At 62.2% G+C, this 16119-nt stretch carries 16 protein-coding genes; 1 reads left to right on the forward strand and 15 read right to left on the reverse strand.

Features of this window, described 5'->3' with window-relative positions:
* Positions 1 to 11: 11 nt before the first annotated feature.
* From JF539_RS03700 to katG, 7 genes are all read right to left on the reverse strand, one after another.
* Positions 12 to 506 carry a PadR family transcriptional regulator gene (locus JF539_RS03700; RefSeq protein WP_236042335.1) on the reverse strand — a complete coding sequence of 165 codons (495 nt, stop codon included), beginning with the start codon at positions 504 to 506 and terminating at the stop codon, positions 12 to 14.
* Positions 507 to 881: 375 nt separating this feature from the next.
* Positions 882 to 1505, reverse strand: coding sequence for a hypothetical protein (locus JF539_RS03705; protein ID WP_207138996.1), 624 nt, complete (start codon positions 1503 to 1505; stop codon positions 882 to 884).
* Positions 1502 to 2113 carry a hypothetical protein gene (locus JF539_RS03710; protein ID WP_207138997.1) on the reverse strand — a complete coding sequence of 204 codons (612 nt, stop codon included), beginning with the start codon at positions 2111 to 2113 and terminating at the stop codon, positions 1502 to 1504. Before JF539_RS03710 ends, JF539_RS03705 begins: the two co-directional genes overlap by 4 nt.
* Before the next feature lie 60 nt (positions 2114 to 2173).
* Complete coding sequence (locus JF539_RS03715; protein ID WP_207138998.1) at positions 2174 to 3715, reverse strand: ABC transporter substrate-binding protein; 1542 nt, start codon at positions 3713 to 3715, stop codon at positions 2174 to 2176.
* Positions 3716 to 3719: 4 nt separating this feature from the next.
* The gene (locus JF539_RS03720) at positions 3720 to 4583 is read right to left on the reverse strand and encodes an ABC transporter permease (protein ID WP_207138999.1); all 864 of its coding nucleotides are present in this window, start codon (positions 4581 to 4583) and stop codon (positions 3720 to 3722) included.
* Entirely contained in the window at positions 4583 to 5521 is a 939-nt protein-coding gene (locus JF539_RS03725; protein WP_207139000.1) for an ABC transporter permease, read from the reverse strand. The genes JF539_RS03720 and JF539_RS03725 overlap by 1 nt, the downstream gene beginning before the upstream one ends.
* A 211-nt stretch (positions 5522 to 5732) precedes the next feature.
* Positions 5733 to 7901 carry a catalase/peroxidase HPI gene (gene katG / locus JF539_RS03730; protein WP_209017156.1) on the reverse strand — a complete coding sequence of 723 codons (2169 nt, stop codon included), beginning with the start codon at positions 7899 to 7901 and terminating at the stop codon, positions 5733 to 5735.
* Between the two features lie 204 nt (positions 7902 to 8105).
* Here katG and JF539_RS03735 point away from each other — a divergent pair, with 204 nt between their 5' ends.
* On the forward strand, positions 8106 to 8993 hold the full coding sequence (locus JF539_RS03735; RefSeq protein WP_207139002.1) for a hydrogen peroxide-inducible genes activator: 888 nt from the start codon (positions 8106 to 8108) through the stop codon (positions 8991 to 8993).
* A gap of 53 nt (positions 8994 to 9046) precedes the next feature.
* Here JF539_RS03735 and JF539_RS03740 read toward each other — a convergent pair whose 3' ends face one another.
* The 8 genes from JF539_RS03740 to JF539_RS03775 form a co-directional block, all read right to left on the reverse strand.
* Positions 9047 to 9715 carry a hypothetical protein gene (locus tag JF539_RS03740; RefSeq protein ID WP_207139003.1) on the reverse strand — a complete coding sequence of 223 codons (669 nt, stop codon included), beginning with the start codon at positions 9713 to 9715 and terminating at the stop codon, positions 9047 to 9049.
* A complete protein-coding gene (locus JF539_RS03745; RefSeq protein WP_207139004.1) occupies positions 9712 to 10089 on the reverse strand; it encodes a peptidoglycan-binding domain-containing protein in 378 nt (125 codons plus the stop codon). The genes JF539_RS03740 and JF539_RS03745 overlap by 4 nt, the downstream gene beginning before the upstream one ends.
* Before the next feature lie 178 nt (positions 10090 to 10267).
* Entirely contained in the window at positions 10268 to 11890 is a 1623-nt protein-coding gene (locus JF539_RS03750) for a dihydroxyacetone kinase subunit DhaK (protein ID WP_207139005.1), read from the reverse strand.
* 11 nt (positions 11891 to 11901) lie between these two features.
* On the reverse strand, positions 11902 to 12897 hold the full coding sequence (locus JF539_RS03755) for an ABC transporter ATP-binding protein (RefSeq protein WP_207139006.1): 996 nt from the start codon (positions 12895 to 12897) through the stop codon (positions 11902 to 11904).
* On the reverse strand, positions 12890 to 13987 hold the full coding sequence (locus tag JF539_RS03760; protein ID WP_207139007.1) for an ABC transporter ATP-binding protein: 1098 nt from the start codon (positions 13985 to 13987) through the stop codon (positions 12890 to 12892). The genes JF539_RS03755 and JF539_RS03760 overlap by 8 nt, the downstream gene beginning before the upstream one ends.
* A 3-nt stretch (positions 13988 to 13990) precedes the next feature.
* On the reverse strand, positions 13991 to 14179 hold the full coding sequence (locus JF539_RS03765) for a hypothetical protein (protein WP_207139008.1): 189 nt from the start codon (positions 14177 to 14179) through the stop codon (positions 13991 to 13993).
* Positions 14176 to 15111, reverse strand: a complete 936-nt coding sequence (locus tag JF539_RS03770; RefSeq protein ID WP_207139009.1) for a carbohydrate ABC transporter permease — start codon at positions 15109 to 15111, stop codon at positions 14176 to 14178. The genes JF539_RS03765 and JF539_RS03770 overlap by 4 nt, the downstream gene beginning before the upstream one ends.
* Positions 15108 to 16055, reverse strand: coding sequence for a carbohydrate ABC transporter permease (locus JF539_RS03775; protein ID WP_207139010.1), 948 nt, complete (start codon positions 16053 to 16055; stop codon positions 15108 to 15110). The genes JF539_RS03770 and JF539_RS03775 overlap by 4 nt, the downstream gene beginning before the upstream one ends.
* Positions 16056 to 16119 lie beyond the last annotated feature (64 nt).

Consider the following 16119-nt stretch of genomic DNA (forward strand, 5'->3'; position numbering starts at 1 on the left):
TCAAGGTTGGTTTACGCTTGTTCCGCCAGCTTCCGGGCGGCCTCGTCGATGATTGCCGCGATTTCCTTGATCTGCGCTTCGCCGGCGTCACCTTCTTCCAGCCGGTCGTACAAGGCCGATTTCAGGGATTTCATTGCCAGCAGAATGTCCTCGGGGACATCGGAGGCCTTTACGGCGGGCGCCTTGCGGCTGAGCAGGTCTTCCACCGATGCCTGATTGGCGGTCAGAAAGGCTTCGCCCTCCGGGGTGATGCTCGAGAGCTTTCTGTTGTTCTCGTCCGGCTCGATGACGGCATAGCCCATGTCCTCAAGCCAGGCGAGTGTCGGATAGACGACGCCGGGGCTTGGCGTGTAATTGCCCTCGAAACGCTCGTCCAGCGCCTTGATGATGTCGTAGCCGTGGCGCGGCTTCTCCGCGATCATGGCCAGCATCAGGAGCCGCAATTCGCCGTAGTCGAACAGACGGTTGCGCCGGCCTCCGCGGCCGTGACGTTTCATGTGTCCCATGCCGCGTCCGCCATGGCGTCCCCGGCCTCTTCCGGGCCCTTTAGGATGGCCCCTCTCCATATGATGTTCGTTTCTCATGCTCTCGATATAATTCAGATATATCTGAATTCAAGATATATCAAAAAATTTAGTGGTCGGTTCAGTTTGTCGACCAGCCCTCGGATTGTCATTCCGGACAAGTAAGGCGTTAGCCGCGCGCAGATCCGGAACCCAGACATATTCCGCGCCGAAGGCGCTCAATGCTCCAATCTCAATGGATAGATATGAGATTGGTGCTCGCTGCCGCTCGCGCTGATCGCTGGATTCCGGCTCACGCGATGCCGTTTCGCGGCACGCTGGCCGGAATGACGGCACGAGGTTTGTAAGCGGGCTCGCTCACGCACCTTGCCGCAAAGGGGCGTGCACTTCCTTGAGAAAGGGCAGGAAACCGTCGAGGAAACGTGTCGTGGCAGGCATGAAGTGGCTGCCGTGGTGATACATCGGATCGAGCGAAGTGATCAGCATGCGGCCGGGGGTCGAAACAGTATCCTCGTAGAAGATCGATCCGAAATCACCGACATCCACCAGGGAAACAGCTCCCTCCGGCACTTTGAAATAACCGTGGTAATGCCAGGTGAAGTCGGCGAGCGAGAGCCGGCGCAGCAGCGGATGGTCCGGCGCGGCCACCTTGAGGCCGATCTCGTCGCCTTCCAGCCACCACCAGAAATTCGTCGGCGTATCGGTCCAGTAAACTCCGGGCAGCCATTCCGGGTGGCCGGTCGAGCCCATGGCGACGACCGTTTTGCCACTCGCCAGAAAGGCCGCGATCTGGTCTTTTCTGGGCTTCATGATCGAAGGATCGGTGCGGCAGGAAACGAGCAGGACATCGATGTCGCTCAAGTCCGCGTCGGCGAGTTCCCGCGTGTAGATGATCCGGTCGAAATGGTCCCTGTATCGGTCTTCGTAGATGGTGCGGTGGTGATAATAGGTGCCTGCGTCGAGGACGGCGAGCCTGGTCATTGAAACTCTCCCGATCCGGCGGCCCAGGCGCAAAGCTGCGGTGCGATGCGCGCCGTCGTGTCTTGTGAACCGACATACATCCACAAATCGTTGCCTGCATGCATGAAGATGCGGCCGCCGCCCGGCCGCTCGTAGACCCAGTCGCAGGGCAGGCGGTCGGGGCCGACACCGTGAAGAAGGATGGCGCCTTCGGGTGGAGGGTTGCAGCCGCGCGCGTAAAAGCCGGCGACGCCGCGCCGGTAGGTCAGTTCCTCGGTCGCGACCCCTTCGAAGACCGGGTGCTCTTTAAGTCGATATATCTGAAGTGCATCAAGATTGAAGCGGTCGAGCGGCTGGAAGGTGTGAAACTCCGGCAACATCGGCCAGGCGACATGGCCGTTGAAGACCAGCGTGCCACCCCCGTCCAGAAATCGCTCGATCTTGGCCGTCAGGGTGCCGAAGAAGCGCTGGTCGAGATGCGCGGGCAGGCAGAGCGCGCGGTAGGGCGTCAGATCCACCGTCTCGAGCGCGTAATGCTCGATCGTGTCGATATCGGGGACATGATCGCCGACATCGGGGAGATCGTTGCCGGCCCCCTTGATGGGTTTCAAAAACAGGCACGAAGCCATGGAATACTCCGGGATAAGACCCGGACGGACGGACCGTCCGGGCGGTTGGCCTGTCTGGGGTCAGTTCTTCGTCGCGTTCTTGAAGTTGTAGAAGAAACCGGACGGATGAACCTGGTAGCCGCTGACGTCCTTGCTGGAAGCGGCCACATAGATCTTGTGCACCAGCGGAATGATCGGGGCGTCCTGCTGCAGGATTTCCTGTGCCTTGGCATAGGTTTCCATCGCTTCCGGCCCGGCGTCCAGCGTGCGGCCCTTGTCGACAAGGGCGTCGAACTCCAGATTGGACCAGTTCTGGTAATTGAGACCGGCCTTGGAGTGGAACTGGGACTTCAGGTGAAGGTCCGGGTGACCGGTCATTTCCGGGGTCCAGAAGACGACGGAAACGTCATAATCGCCCTGTTTCACCAGATCGAGCATGCCGGCCCAGGTGAAAAGCTCGACCTTCGTCTTGATGCCCTGCTGCTCCAGGAGCGCGGCCATGGTCTCGGTGATCGGCGCCATTTCCGCGCGGCTCGAATAACTCAGGATGCGCAAGGTGAGCGGCTTGCCGTCCTTTTCCCAGGTGGTGCCGTTCTTTTCGTAACCGGCTTCCTTCAACAGGTCGCCCGCGCGCTCCGTGTCGAAGCTGTAGCTGGAAATTTCCTTCGCCGCCCAGGGGAAATCGTCCGGGAAGAACGTCCAGGCCGGTTTGCCGATCCCGTCGAGCGCGCCCTTGACCAGGATCTCGCGGTCAACCATCAGGTTCACTGCCTGTCGAACCTTCGGATCGTGCAGAACGCTTTTGTCGCCCGCGTTGAAGGCGCCGTAATAGAGCCCGGCGCTCGGTTCCATATAGACCTTGAAGTTCTCGTCCGCCTTCATGCGCGCCACGTCGGACGGCAGCAGATGAACGACGAAATCGACTTCGCCGGTCTCAAGAGCCAGGGCACGGGCGTTGTGATCGGGGATGTAACGGTAGACGATCTCGTCCAGCTTCGGCGCTTCGCCCCAGTAGTTTTCGTTGCGTACAACCGTGGTGCGGTCCTGCTTCTTGTAATCCTCGAACACCCAGGGGCCGGTGCCGACCGGTTTGACGAACTCACCGTTTTCGTCGAAGGACGAGGCCGCGTAGATCACGGTGATGGCGTCTGTGAGCTGGTTCGGCAGGGCCGAGAAGGGTTCGGCGGTCTCGATTTCCAGCACTGTGTCGGAGACGGCGCGGATGTCCTTGACGTTCAGGAGATCGGCCGCATAGGGCAGGAGCGCGATCACCCGTTCCAGAGAGAATTTCGCCGCTTCCGCGTTGAACGCGCTGCCGTCATGGAAGGTGACACCGTCGCGCAGCTCAAAGCGCCAGACTGTCGGCGACACGCGTTCCCAGGAGGTGGCGAGACCCGGAACCAGATTCATGTCGAAATCCAGCTTGATCAGCGTGTCCAGGATTTCGCTTTCGTTGAAGAACCGGCTGCGGCGCGGCTTCATGGAAAGCGGCAGGGCTTCCCACATGGTGGCGACGGTCAGTGTCTTGCCGTCCTCCGCCAGGGCCGGAGCCTGCGGCAGGGCGAATGTTGTGGTGGCGGCGAGTGCGAAGGCAAGACGGGCCAGAGTGCGGCGGGTAATCACGGAGTCATCTCCTTGGCTTTAGGGTCGATTTGGGGAGGGTTAGAAGGCTGGTTTGGCGGGAGCGGAAGCGGTCGCCGATCCCGTCGCCCAGCAGGTTGATGGCCATGACAAAGCCCATGATCGTGAACCCGGGCGCCATGACGAGATAGGGGTGGCTGCGCATGTGGCCGCGCGCGTCCGCGATCATACGGCCCCATTCCGCAGTGCCCGGCTCGACGCCGAGCCCGAGAAAACTCAGGCCTGCGAAGGCCAGGATCACCCAGGAGAGCGAATAGGCGCTCATGGTCAGGAGCGGGCCGAAGATGTTCGGCAGGAGGTGCCTGCGGATGATCCGGCTTCGCGGCGACCCGAGCGCTTCGGCGGCCTGAACGTAGAGCTTGGCCCGCTCCACCAGGATCATGTTGCGGACGAGGCGCGCATATTCCGTCCAGTGCACGGCGGCGAGCGAAACGATGACCGCGGCAAGTCCGAGACCCATGACGCCGGCGATGATCATGGCGATCGCGAGCGCCGGCAGCACCGAAAGACCCTCGCAGAAACGCATCAGCAGCCGGTCCGGCCAGCCGCCGAGATAGCCGGAAACGGTGCCGAGAAGAGTGCCGAAGGAGGCCGCCGCCAGGACGACCAGAAGGGCGGAGCCCGCCGTCAGCCGTCCGGCGTAGAGCAGCCGGGAGAAGACGTCGCGGCCCATCTGGTCCGTCCCGAGCGGGTGGCTCCAGGACGGTGGGATGAGGCGGTTGAGGATGTCGATCTGATCCGGCGGGTGGGGCGCAAGGACTGGAGCGGCCACCACGGCAAGCACGAGAATCGCGAGCAGGCCGGATTTGGACACTCCACTGAACGGGCCGCTGTCCAGGTGCTTGCGCATCAGATCGCCTCCTGGACGCGCGGGTCGACCAGAGCGACCAGGTAGTCGACCAGAAGGTTGATGACGATATAGCCGCAGGCGATCACCAGAAAGCAGGTCTGGATCAGCGGATAGTCCCGGTTGAGCAGGGAGTCCACCAGAAGGCTGCCGATGCCCGGCCAGGCGAAGATCGTCTCGATGATGATCATGCCGTCGAAGGCGCGGGCGAATTGCAGGCCGGTCAGGGTCAGCACCGGCGGCAGGATGTTCGGCAGCGCATGGCCCAACAGTACGCGTGTCTGGCTGAGTCCCTTCGCCCGTGCGGTGCGGATATAGGGGTGATGGAACTCGTCGAGCAGCCGGGCGCGAACGAAGCGGGCGATCACACCGGTCATGGTGGTGGCAATCACCAGCGTCGGCATGACAGCGTGGGCAAGCGTGCCATGGCCTGAACTCGGCAGCCAGCCCAGGAACAGCGAAAAGAAAAGCGCCAGCAGCAGGGCATACCAGAAATTCGGGATCGACAGGCCGACCACGCTTGCCGCGGCCAGCAGCCGGTCGCAGATCCCGCCGGCGTGATAAGCGCAGAAGCATCCGAGCGGGACTGCCAGGACGAGTGCCAGCCCGATGGACAGAAGGGCCAGGGTAAGGGAGCGTTCGATCCGCAGCAGAATATCGGCGGAGACTTCCTCGCCGGTGACGAACGACCGGCCGAGATCGCCGGTCAGCGTATCGCCGAGCCAGCGCAGATATTGAACAGGCAGCGGATCGTTAAAGCCGTTTTCCGCCGCGAATTTCTGGACCGCGGATTGATCGGGCAAGGTGCCGTCCATCTGGGACAACAGCAGCACTTCCGCGAAGTCCCCCGGCAAAAGCCGCAAGAGGGCGAAGCCCGCGATGGAGACCAGCAGGAGCAGTATTAGCGATTGGACAAGCCGATGGCTCAGCTGTCGAAGCATGACTTTTGCGCTGCCCGGCTGGTTGAGATTTAAAGTGGAGAGAAACAATCATATTTCGAGGGGCTCTGTCGAGAGGAGGAGTGTAAAAAACTTGAAAAATTTACTCAGAAATAAATCGACGCAGAGCAGATGGGGGAGAGAGGCAGGAGGCAAAAAAATGGCCACCCCCGCATGACGCGGGGATGGCCTTTGTTTTCAGATTGCCGGGAGATCAGGCGTCGAGATCGAAACGATCGGCGTTCATGACCTTGGTCCACGCCGCGACGAAATCCTCGATGAATTTCTCCGCGTTGTCGTCCTGGGCATAGACTTCCGCGTAGGAGCGCAGGATCGAGTTGGAACCGAACACCAGGTCGACGCGCGATGCGGTCCACTTGATGTCGCCCGTCTTGCGGTCGCGGATCTCGTAGTGACCGCCGGGGATCGGCACCCACTGGTAGGCCATGTCGGTCAGGTTGACGAAGAAGTCGTTCGTCAAAGCGCCGACGCGGTCGGTGAAGACACCGTGGCTGGAACCGCCGTGGTTGGTGCCGAGCGCACGCATGCCGCCAACGAGCACGGTCATTTCCGGAGCCGTCAGGCCCAGGAGCTGCGCGTGGTCGAGCATCAGTTCCTCGGGGCTGACCACATAGTCCTTCTTGAGCCAGTTACGGAAACCGTCGGCAACCGGTTCCATCGGCTCGAAGGATTCCGCGTCGGTCATGTCGTCGGTGGCATCGCCACGGCCCGGCGCGAACGGGACCGAGACGTCGAACCCGGCTGCCTTGGCGGCCTGCTCGATGCCGACGGCGCCCGCAAGCACGATCGTGTCGGCAATGGAGGCACCGGCTTCCGCCGCGAGCGGCTGGAGAACGTCGAGCACTCTGGTCAGACGGGCAGGCTCGTTGCCTTCCCAGTCCTTCTGCGGGGCAAGGCGGATGCGGGCCCCGTTGGCACCGCCGCGCATGTCGGAGCCGCGATAGGTGCGCGCGCTGTCCCAGGCGGTGGCGATCAGTTCGGACACCGGCAGGCCGGAGGCCGCGATCTTCGCCTTCAGCGCATCCACGTCGTAAGAGGTGCTGCCTGCCGGGATCGGGTCCTGCCAGATCAGGTCTTCCGCCGGAACGTCCGGACCGTAGTAGCGAGCCTTCGGTCCCATGTCGCGGTGGGTCAGCTTGAACCAGGCGCGGGCGAACGCGTCGTCGAAATAGGCCGGGTCCTTGCGGAACTTCTGGCAGATCGCGTTGTAGGTCGGGTCGACCTTCATCGCCATGTCGGCATCGGTCATGATCGGCATGCAGCGGATCGACGGGTCTTCCACGTCAACCGGCATGTCTTCTTCCTTGATGTCGACCGGCTGCCACTGCCAGGCACCTGCCGGGCTCTTCTTCAGTTCCCACTCGTGGTCGAAGAGCATGTCGAAATAGCCCATGTCCCACTTGGTCGGGTCGGCGGTCCAGGCTCCCTCGATGCCGCTCACCACGGTGTCACGGCCGATGCCGCGGCCCTTGGTGTTCATCCAGCCGATGCCCTGGTATTCCGGGCCGGCATCTTCCGGATCCGGGCTCAGGTTCGCGGGGTCGCCGTTGCCGTGACATTTGCCGATGGTGTGGCCGCCGGCGGTGAGCGCCGCGGTTTCCTCGTCGTTCATGGCCATGCGGGCGAAGGTCTCGCGCACCTGGGCGGCGGTCTTCATCGGGTCCGGCTTGCCGTTGACGCCTTCCGGGTTCACGTAGATCAGGCCCATCTGAACCGCGGCCAGCGGGTTTTCCATCGTGTCCGGCTTGCCGACATCCTCATACCGGTTGTCGGACGGTGCGAGCCATTCCTTCTCCGCACCCCAGTAGATGTCTTTTTCCGGATGCCAGATGTCTTCGCGGCCGAAGGCGAAGCCGAAGGTCTTCAGGCCGGAAACCTCATAGGCGATGGTGCCGGACAGGATGATCAGGTCGGCCCAGGAAACCGCGTTGCCGTATTTCTTCTTGATCGGCCACAGCAGGCGGCGGCCCTTGTCGGTGTTGACGTTGTCCGGCCAGGAGTTCAGCGGTGCGAAGCGCTGGTTGCCGGTGCCGCCGCCGCCACGGCCGTCGGCCAGACGGTAGGAGCCGGCTGCGTGCCAGGCAACGCGGGCGAACATGCCGACATAGCTGCCCCAGTCGGCCGGCCACCAGTCCTGGCTTTCGGTCATCAGTGCGCGAAGGTCGGCTTTCAGGGCTTCCACGTCGAGTTTCTTGAGCTCTTCACGGTAGTTGAAGGCCTTGCCCATCGGGTTCGTCTTGGCATCGTGCTGGTGCAGGATGTCGAGATTGAGGGCATTGGGCCACCAATCCATGACTGTCGTGCCCATCGCGGTGTTGCCGCCGTGCATAACCGGGCATTTGCCACCGGTTCTCATATCCATTCCATCCATGCCGACTCTCCTCTCTAAAATGTTGGGCGTCCATACCAGGCAAGAGCGCTGTCGGTTCCAGCGGCGAGACGACACCTGTCCGCCGAACCGCAATTCGCGTCACGCTCTGGGCTTGTTTATAGCACTGTTTAGAATTAGATGAATTTTAAAGTTCTAATCGTAGCGATAAGAAATGCTTATGAATGAGGTAAGTCCATGATTGGCTTGACGATGAAGCACCTGCGCTATTTTGAAGCGCTTTCCCGCCACGGCCACTTCGGCCGCGCGGCGGAGGCTTGCGGCATTTCGCAACCCGCTCTTTCAGTTCAGATCAAGGAACTGGAGGAGCTGCTGGGCGCGCCGCTGATCGAGCGTGGGGCGCGCCAGATTCGCCTTAGCGGGCTGGGCGAGGCGCTGGCCGAACGCGCCCGCGGCATCCTCAGGTCCGTGGACGAACTGGGCGATCTTGCACGTGCCTCGCGCGGGTCCCTGACAGGGCGGTTGAGGATCGGTGTTATTCCGACAATCGCCCCCTACCTTCTGCCACGCCTGATCAAGGAACTTGGCGCACGCAATCCGGATCTCGACATCCGCCTGAGGGAAACGGTGACCCAGACACTGCTCCGGGATCTCAACGAAGGCCGGATGGACATGGCCATCGTTGCGCTGCCGGTTTCCGAACCCGCCTTGCACGAAGAGCCGTTGTGCGAGGAAGAGTTCATGCTGGTGCGCGCACGGGAGGACGCCGGCAAGCCGGTTCCCAACGCGGACGGTCTGCGCGAGATGCGCCTGCTTCTGCTGGAAGAGGGCCATTGCTTCCGCGATCAGGCCTTGTCCTTCTGCAGCCCGGCGACCCTCGCCCCGCGCGATCTGATGGAAGGGAGTTCTCTATCCACCCTGGTTCAGATGGTCGGGGCCGGCATCGGTGTGACGCTGATCCCGGAAATGGCCGTGGAGACGGAGACGCGCTCGGCGGAAGTCGCCGTCGTGCGCCTGCCGGCTCCGCGTCCGAAACGCACGGTCGGCATGGTCTGGCGCAAGAGCAACCCGCTTGCGCCGCAATTGACCGAGATTGCGGAAATGATACGCCGGAAAGTGCTTTAGGGGACGGACCCAGGAAGAGGTGCTCAAGAAGTTTCTGGGGTAGCTTCGGACGTCTATCGGCCGTTGTCGATGAAGCCGTGCTCGACCGCCTTGCTCGCATCCTTCACAACGCTGATCACGGTAAGGCTTTTCTCGTTCTGAGCATCGCTGAAGTTTCGCTGAACACTCCTGATGTGATTGATCAGCGTTGTGTCCCGGTGGGTTCCGACGCCGCGCGCGACTTGCTCCGCGTTGTATTCGCTAAGCTTCTTGCCGGGGACGAACTCATATGCGGAAAACAGGTCGACATTGCCTTCCTGGAAGCCAAGTATCACGGCAAACGATTGGTTTTTCATGCTGTTCTTGAAATAGGCATGGGGATCGAACGCGTGCTGGGACTGCCAGACATGGGTCAACTCATGCAGCAACTGGCGGGGATACTGATCCCAGAGCTCCCCGGTTTTCTTGTTGCGTTTGCCGGCGTTGAGAATGTTGAAGGGAACCTTCACCCGGTCGCCGAAGGTCTGCACCTCAGGCTCATAGTAGGCAAGCTCGCACCACGCCCGGTCGCCGACGCCCAACTGGTCCGACACAAGCACACGGGCATAGTCGATGCTTTTGCCGAAAACCTTCCTTGCATCTTCCAGTTCGCGGGCGTTGAGAGGCCTCACTCTTTTGTCAAAGTCGACGTTCCCGATCTCACGGATGAACTCGGCTCTGTGATGGTCCTTCAGGAGCTTCACTTGACACCTCCCGACTCTTTCGACTGATAGGTTCTCGGATGTCGCTGAAACGGATTGTCGTCATGCAGTCCGGACTCTGCCTTGGCAACGATCGTGTCCAAAACCCCCAGTGTGTTCTTGCCGACGACACCGTCCGCGTAGAGCCCGTTTTCCCGCTGGAACTGCCTTGTTCTGTCCTCGGTTTCCTTGCCGAAGATTCCGTCGGGATAGGTGCTCTGGTTGCGGGTCGTCAGCGGCATGGGATGGCCGCAGCGGATGAGGGCCGCCTGATACAGGGAAACCCCGTTGCCCTTGTCGCCGTTCTTGAGGACGGACTTGTTGACGGATGCCTGCCGCAACTGCAGGGATTGGGAGAAGAGCCTTGAATTGAGCATGTGCCTCACCTCGCTTTGGAGGCACCATGGGGCAGGTCGGGGGACATCGCTGTGATGCGCGGCACACATCTCCCCTATGCGATGCGGGGGCGCTCCCAACGCCCCCGGCAGGTTCATCCGCCAAAGGGTAACCGGAAGCGAACCCTGTTCCGGAAACCGGATCGATAAGCTGCTTCGGTCACAGCGTCGCCAGGTGCTCAAACAGCCTTGCCACGGCCTCCGCGCCCGGGTCGTTGTGGCCGATAAGCTGCTCCGCGTTGAGATAGGAGGCGCGGCCGGCATGGGCCTTGGAGAGCGTCGCCGTGTGGTCCGCGCCCCTGCGGGCGGCTTCGGCGGCTGAGGCGATCCCGTCTTCAAGCGAATTCAGGGCAGGCAATAGCGCGTCTACCATGGTCCGGTCGCCGAGCTTCGCGCCGCCGATCTGCTGCATGCGCTCAAGGCCGGCGACCAGGCTGTCGCGCATCGGCAGGCCGGAGGAGGACGCGTCGCCCGCAGCGGCGAAGAAGATCGCCAGAAGCACGCCGGAAGAGCCGCCCATGGTCTGGCTGAGTTCCTGGCCGATGGCCCGGTAAAGCTGGGTCGTGTCGGCCAGCGGCAGCTTGTCCATGGCCTGGATCAGGGCGCGTGACGCATTGGCGAGCGTCGAGCCGGTGTCGCCGTCGCCGGATTTGGCGTCAAGCGCGTTGAGGTCGGCTTCCGCCGCGATCAGCACCTCGCAACAGGACGTCAGGAAATCCCGCGTCGGCTGATGCGGCGACGGCATCGCCTTGATCGGCGCCAGCCCGTCCGGCAGGGGGAGGATCTTCGTCTCGGTCAGGGCAAAACAGCCGGGCCAGCCGGCAACGGGCGTTTCGGCGGCCAGAAGCTCCGCCTCGTTGCCCTCCACTTCCAGGAGCGAGACGGAGAAACCGTGCATGTCGAGGGACGTCATCATGGAGGCCGGACCGATCAGCCACTTGATGTTGCCGCCGATTTTCGACCTTGTGAGTTCGTAGGAGAGAAGGCTCATTTCAAGCACCGAGGCGGCCCCGAGATTGTTGAGCAGCGCCACGTGGGGCTTGTCGGAGATCGAGGCCCTCAGCTTGTCCACCACAAGGTCCATGGCCTGGGCGGCATCGACGAAGGGAACCTGCTCGAAACCGGCCTCGCCGTGAATACCGAGACCCAGCTCCGCCTTTCCGGCCGGAATCCTGTGTTCCTTCGGCGAACCGGGGACGGTGCAGGTGTCGAGCGACATGCCGATGCTGTAGCTTCTTGAAATCACGCCCTCCGCCGCATCCGCGATGGTGTCCAGATCCGCGCCGCTTTCGGCGAGCGCGCCTGCGATCTTGTGGACGAACAGGGTGCCGGCCACACCGCGCGCCTGGGGTACATCGGGCAGGGCGACGTCGTCGTCGACCACGACCATCTTGACCTTGTGGCCAAACGCCCGGGCGCGTTCCGCCGCCAGGCCGAAATTGAGCCGGTCGCCGGTGTAGTTCTTGACGATCAAAAGGCAGCCCGCGGGGCCGGTGACGGCGAGAATGGCGGCGAGAACCGCGTCCACGGAAGGCGAGGCGAAGACATCGCCGCAAACAGCCGCCGTCAGCATGCCTTCGCCGACAAACCCCGCATGGGCCGGTTCGTGGCCCGAGCCGCCGCCGGAGATCAGCGCCACCTTCGACTTGGTCCAGTCGGCGCGCGTGACGACGCGGATATGAGGATAACCGTCGAGACGGGCAAGCGTGCCGCCGGCGGCGATGATGGCCCCGTCGATCGCTTCGGTGACGAGGTCTTCCTTGCGGTTCATGAAATGTGACATGTCATCCTCCCTCAACTCAGTCTTGCGCCGGAGGCGTCGAAATAAAGCGGTTTGTGCGGCTGGATCTTCACGAGATCGCCACGCTGCAGGTCCGTGTGTGCGTCCGTCACGGTCACCAGATCGTGGTGCTTGAAAACGAGGTGCAGACGGGTCTGGTCGCCCAGATGTTCGACCCGGTTGACGAAGCTTTCCTGGCCTTCGCCCTGGGCGATGTTCTCCGGCCGGAGACCGATGGAAACGGCACCTTCTGGGGCTGGGCCGAAGAGGTCGGCGGGCAGCACGTTGATGCGCGGCTGGCCGAGACGGCTGGCGGCATAGATGCTGACCGGATCCTCGTAAATCTGGCGAGGCGTGCCGAACTGGACGAGGCGTCCCTGGTCGAGAACGCCCACATGGGTCGCCATGGTCATCGCCTCGATCTGGTCGTGGGTGACGTAAAGCAGGGTCGCGCCGGAATGGGCCTGGATGTTCTTGAGCTCCACCCGGAGATCCGCTCTCAGCTTGGCGTCGAGGGACGAAAGCGGTTCGTCCATGAGATAGACGGCCGGATCGCGCACCAGCGCGCGGCCGATGGACACGCGCTGCATCTCGCCGCCGGAGAGCGCCGTCGCCTTGTTGTCCAGCTTGTGGGAGATCTGCAGGATCTCCGCGACCTGTTTCACCTTCCGGTCGATCTCCGCTTGCGGTGTACGCAGGAGCGGCGATTTCAGCGGGAACTCCAGGTTTTCGCGCACATTCATATGCGGATAGAGCGAATATTGCTGGAAGACCATGGCCACGTTGCGCTGGGCCGGCGTCAGACCTGTCATGGGCTTGCCGCCGATATGGACCGTGCCGCTGTCGGGCGTATCGAGGCCGGACACCATCCGGAGCGTCGTCGTCTTGCCCGCGCCGGTTGGCCCGAGCAACACCACGAAGGCGCCGTCGGGAACGGTCATGGAGACATCGTCGAGCGCCGTGGTCTCGCCGAAGCTTTTCGACAGGCCGGTCAGTCTGACTTCAGCCATGAGTGAGGACCTCCTTGTTGGCGCTCGACATCAGGGCATGGCCCGTCTGGGCGTCGAAGACGGTCAGCTTGCGGGCGTCGAGATCGACCCCGACCGTTTCGCCTTCGCGGACATTTGTCGAAGATGACAGGCGTGCCTTGATGATCCCGTGATCTGTGCGGAGGGTGACGATCTGGGTGGTGCCGAGATATTCGGCGGCCAGAACCTCGCCCCGGTAGGCGGACGTGTCGGTCAGCTTCACATGCTCGGGCCGCACACCCAGACTGAGATCGCCTTGCAGACCAGTCAGCATTTCCGGGATCTGGAAGTCGACGCCGCTCAATTGCACGCTGGTGGCGCCGTTGGCCACGGTGCCCTCGAAATCAAGAAAATTCATCGGCGGGGACCCGATGAAATCGGCGACGAATTTGGTCGCGGGCCAGTCGTAGATGTCCTGGGGCACACCGAACTGCTCCACCACGCCATGGTTCATGACCACGATCTTGTCGCCCATCTGCATGGCCTCGAGCTGGTCGTGGGTGACATAGACGGTGGTTGCCTCCATCCGGTCATGGAGCGCCCGCAACTCTTCGGCCATGTGTTCGCGAAACTCCGCGTCGAGCGCGCCGAGCGGCTCGTCCATGAAGAAGGCCTTCGGGTCGCGAACGATGGCGCGGCCGAGCGCGACGCGCTGGCGGTCGCCGCCGGACAGCCCGCCGACCGGCCGGTCGAGGATGTCCTCGATGCGCAGGATTTTCGCCACTTCCGCGATTTTCTCCTTGATCTGGGCGCGCGGCATGCCCTGGTTGTAGAGCGGATAGCTGATGTTCTTGCGCACGTTCATATGCGGATAGAGAGCGAACATCTGGAAGACGAAGGCGATGTCGCGCTGGCTGGCCGGCTTCTGGCTGACCTCCTCGTCATCGATGAAGATGTGGCCGCTGGTCGGCAGTTCCAGCCCGGCCATCATCCGCAAGGTCGTCGTCTTGCCGCAGCCAGACGGTCCGAGCAGCATGAAGAACTCGCCGTCCTCGATGGTGAAACTCGAGGACTTGACCGCGGTGAAACTGCCGAAGTCCTTCCTGAGATGTTCAATTCTGATCTGGGCCATCCGTTACTCCGGAAAATGGCTGACGACGATGAACATCACCGTGCCCACGAGCGTGACAATGAAGGAATAGGTGTAGAGCCAGAGCGCGAAGGGCTGCATGAGCATGAAGACACCAAGCGCGATGAGGATCGTGGCGACCATCTCCCAGGGACCGCGGCGCAGCCGCGACAGATCGTAAAGGATCGTTTTCATTTTCGGACCGCTCCGAAGGTGATGCCGCGCAAGAGATGCTTGCGCAGGAGAATGGTGAAGACCATGACCGGCACCAGGAACAGGGTCGTTCCGGCGGCGACCGCCGGCCAGTCCTTGCCGACGCCGATGATGGTCGGAATGAAGGGGGGCGCCGTCTGCGCCGTGCCGGAGGTCAGGAGCACGGCGAAGGCGTATTCGTTCCAGGAAAAGATCAGGCAGAAGATCGCCGTGGAGGCGATGCCGGTGGCGGCTTGCGGCAGCACCACCTTGTAGAAGGCCTGGAACCGCGTATAGCCGTCGATCAGCGCCGCTTCCTCGTATTCGACCGGGATCTCGTCGATGAAGCCCTTCAGCAGCCAGACCGACAGCGACAGGTTGACCGCCGTATAGAGCAGGATCATGCCGAGGTGGGTGTCGGAGAGGCCGAGTTGGCGGAACATCAGGAAGATCGGAATGGCGACGGCGATCGGCGGCATCATCCGGGTCGACAGGATGAAGAACATCAGGTCGTCCTTGAGCGGAACCTTGAAGCGCGAGAAGCCATAGGCCGCGAGCGTGCCAAGAAAGACCGAGAGAAAGGTCGAGCCGAAGCCGATGATCACCGAGTTCAGGAAGCGCTCGCCATAGCGGCTCGGACCGGAAATGACCATGTCGTACTGGCGGACGATCTGGTCGTACCAGGTCTGTGGCGGTCCGGCTTCTTCCAGGGCCTCCGGCGTCATCCGGGTCCGTGTGGTGAAGAGATTCACATAGCCTTCCAGGGTCGGATCGAAAACCACCTTGGGCGGATAGGCGATGGCGTCGGACGGCGACTTGAACCCGGTCGCGATGATCCACAGAAGCGGCAGGATCGTCAGCAGGGCGTAGAGGATCACGAGCGTTCCGGCGATCCATTTCTGCCGCAGCGAGGGGTGGGTGACAGAAAAGCTCATCGTTCCTTCACCTTGTTGAGCGCCTTGACGTAGATCGAGGCGAGACCGAAGACCGTGACGAAGAGAATGACCGCATAGGCGCTGGCATAGCCTGTGCGCCACTTCTCGAAGGCCTCGCGCTTCAGGTTGATGGAGGTCAGTTCGGTGATGCTGCCAGGGCCGCCGCCGGTGAGCTGGACCACCAGATCGAACATCTTGAAGTTCTCGATGCCGCGGAAGAGCACGGCGAGCATCAGGAAGGGCAGGGCCATCGGAATGGTGATGGTCCAGAACTGGCGCCACTTGCTGGCGCGGTCGCATTCGGCCGCCTCGTAGATGCTCTCCGGAATCGAGCGAAGGCCGGCGAGGCAGATCAGCATGACGAAGGGCGTCCACATCCAGGTGTCGACGATGACGATCGCCCAGGGCGCCAGCGCGGTGTCGCCGATCATGGAAAAGGATGACGGATCGGCGCCGGTGAGAAAGCCGACGAAATAATTGAACAGGCCGATCTGAGGCTGGTAGAGGAAGGTCCAGAAATTGCCGACCACGGCCGGGCTCAGCATCATCGGCAGCACGATGATTGTGGTCCAGAGGTCGTTGCCCCTGAATTTCTTGTTGATCAGATAGGCGAGCGTGAAACCGATCAGCACTTGAAGGAACAGCGTCCAGAAGACGAAATGCGCGGTCGCCTGCATGGCGTTCCAGATGTCCGGATCGGTCAGGATGCGCTCGTAATTGCGCAGGCCCACGCTTTTCACTTCCGCCGCCGTGCGGTTGGCGCGGTAGTTGGTCAGGCTGAGGCGGATGGTCCAGATCAGCGGAAAGATGTTGATCGCCAGAAGCAGAATGATGCTCGGGGCGATGAAGGTCCAGCCCACCATGCGGTCGCTGAGGCCCCTGAAGCCGCGGGCATGCGGAGCCCGCGCGGTCGCGGAATCCCGGACAGTCGTTTCATCCGTCATCGTAATCGGTCCGAAAGGAGGGTGTCTGTCTTGGGCTCCGGACACAGCCGCCAGTGGACGGCCA

It is taken from the genome of Roseibium aggregatum, from assembly GCF_017309185.1.
Lineage (GTDB): Bacteria > Pseudomonadota > Alphaproteobacteria > Rhizobiales > Stappiaceae > Roseibium > Roseibium aggregatum_B.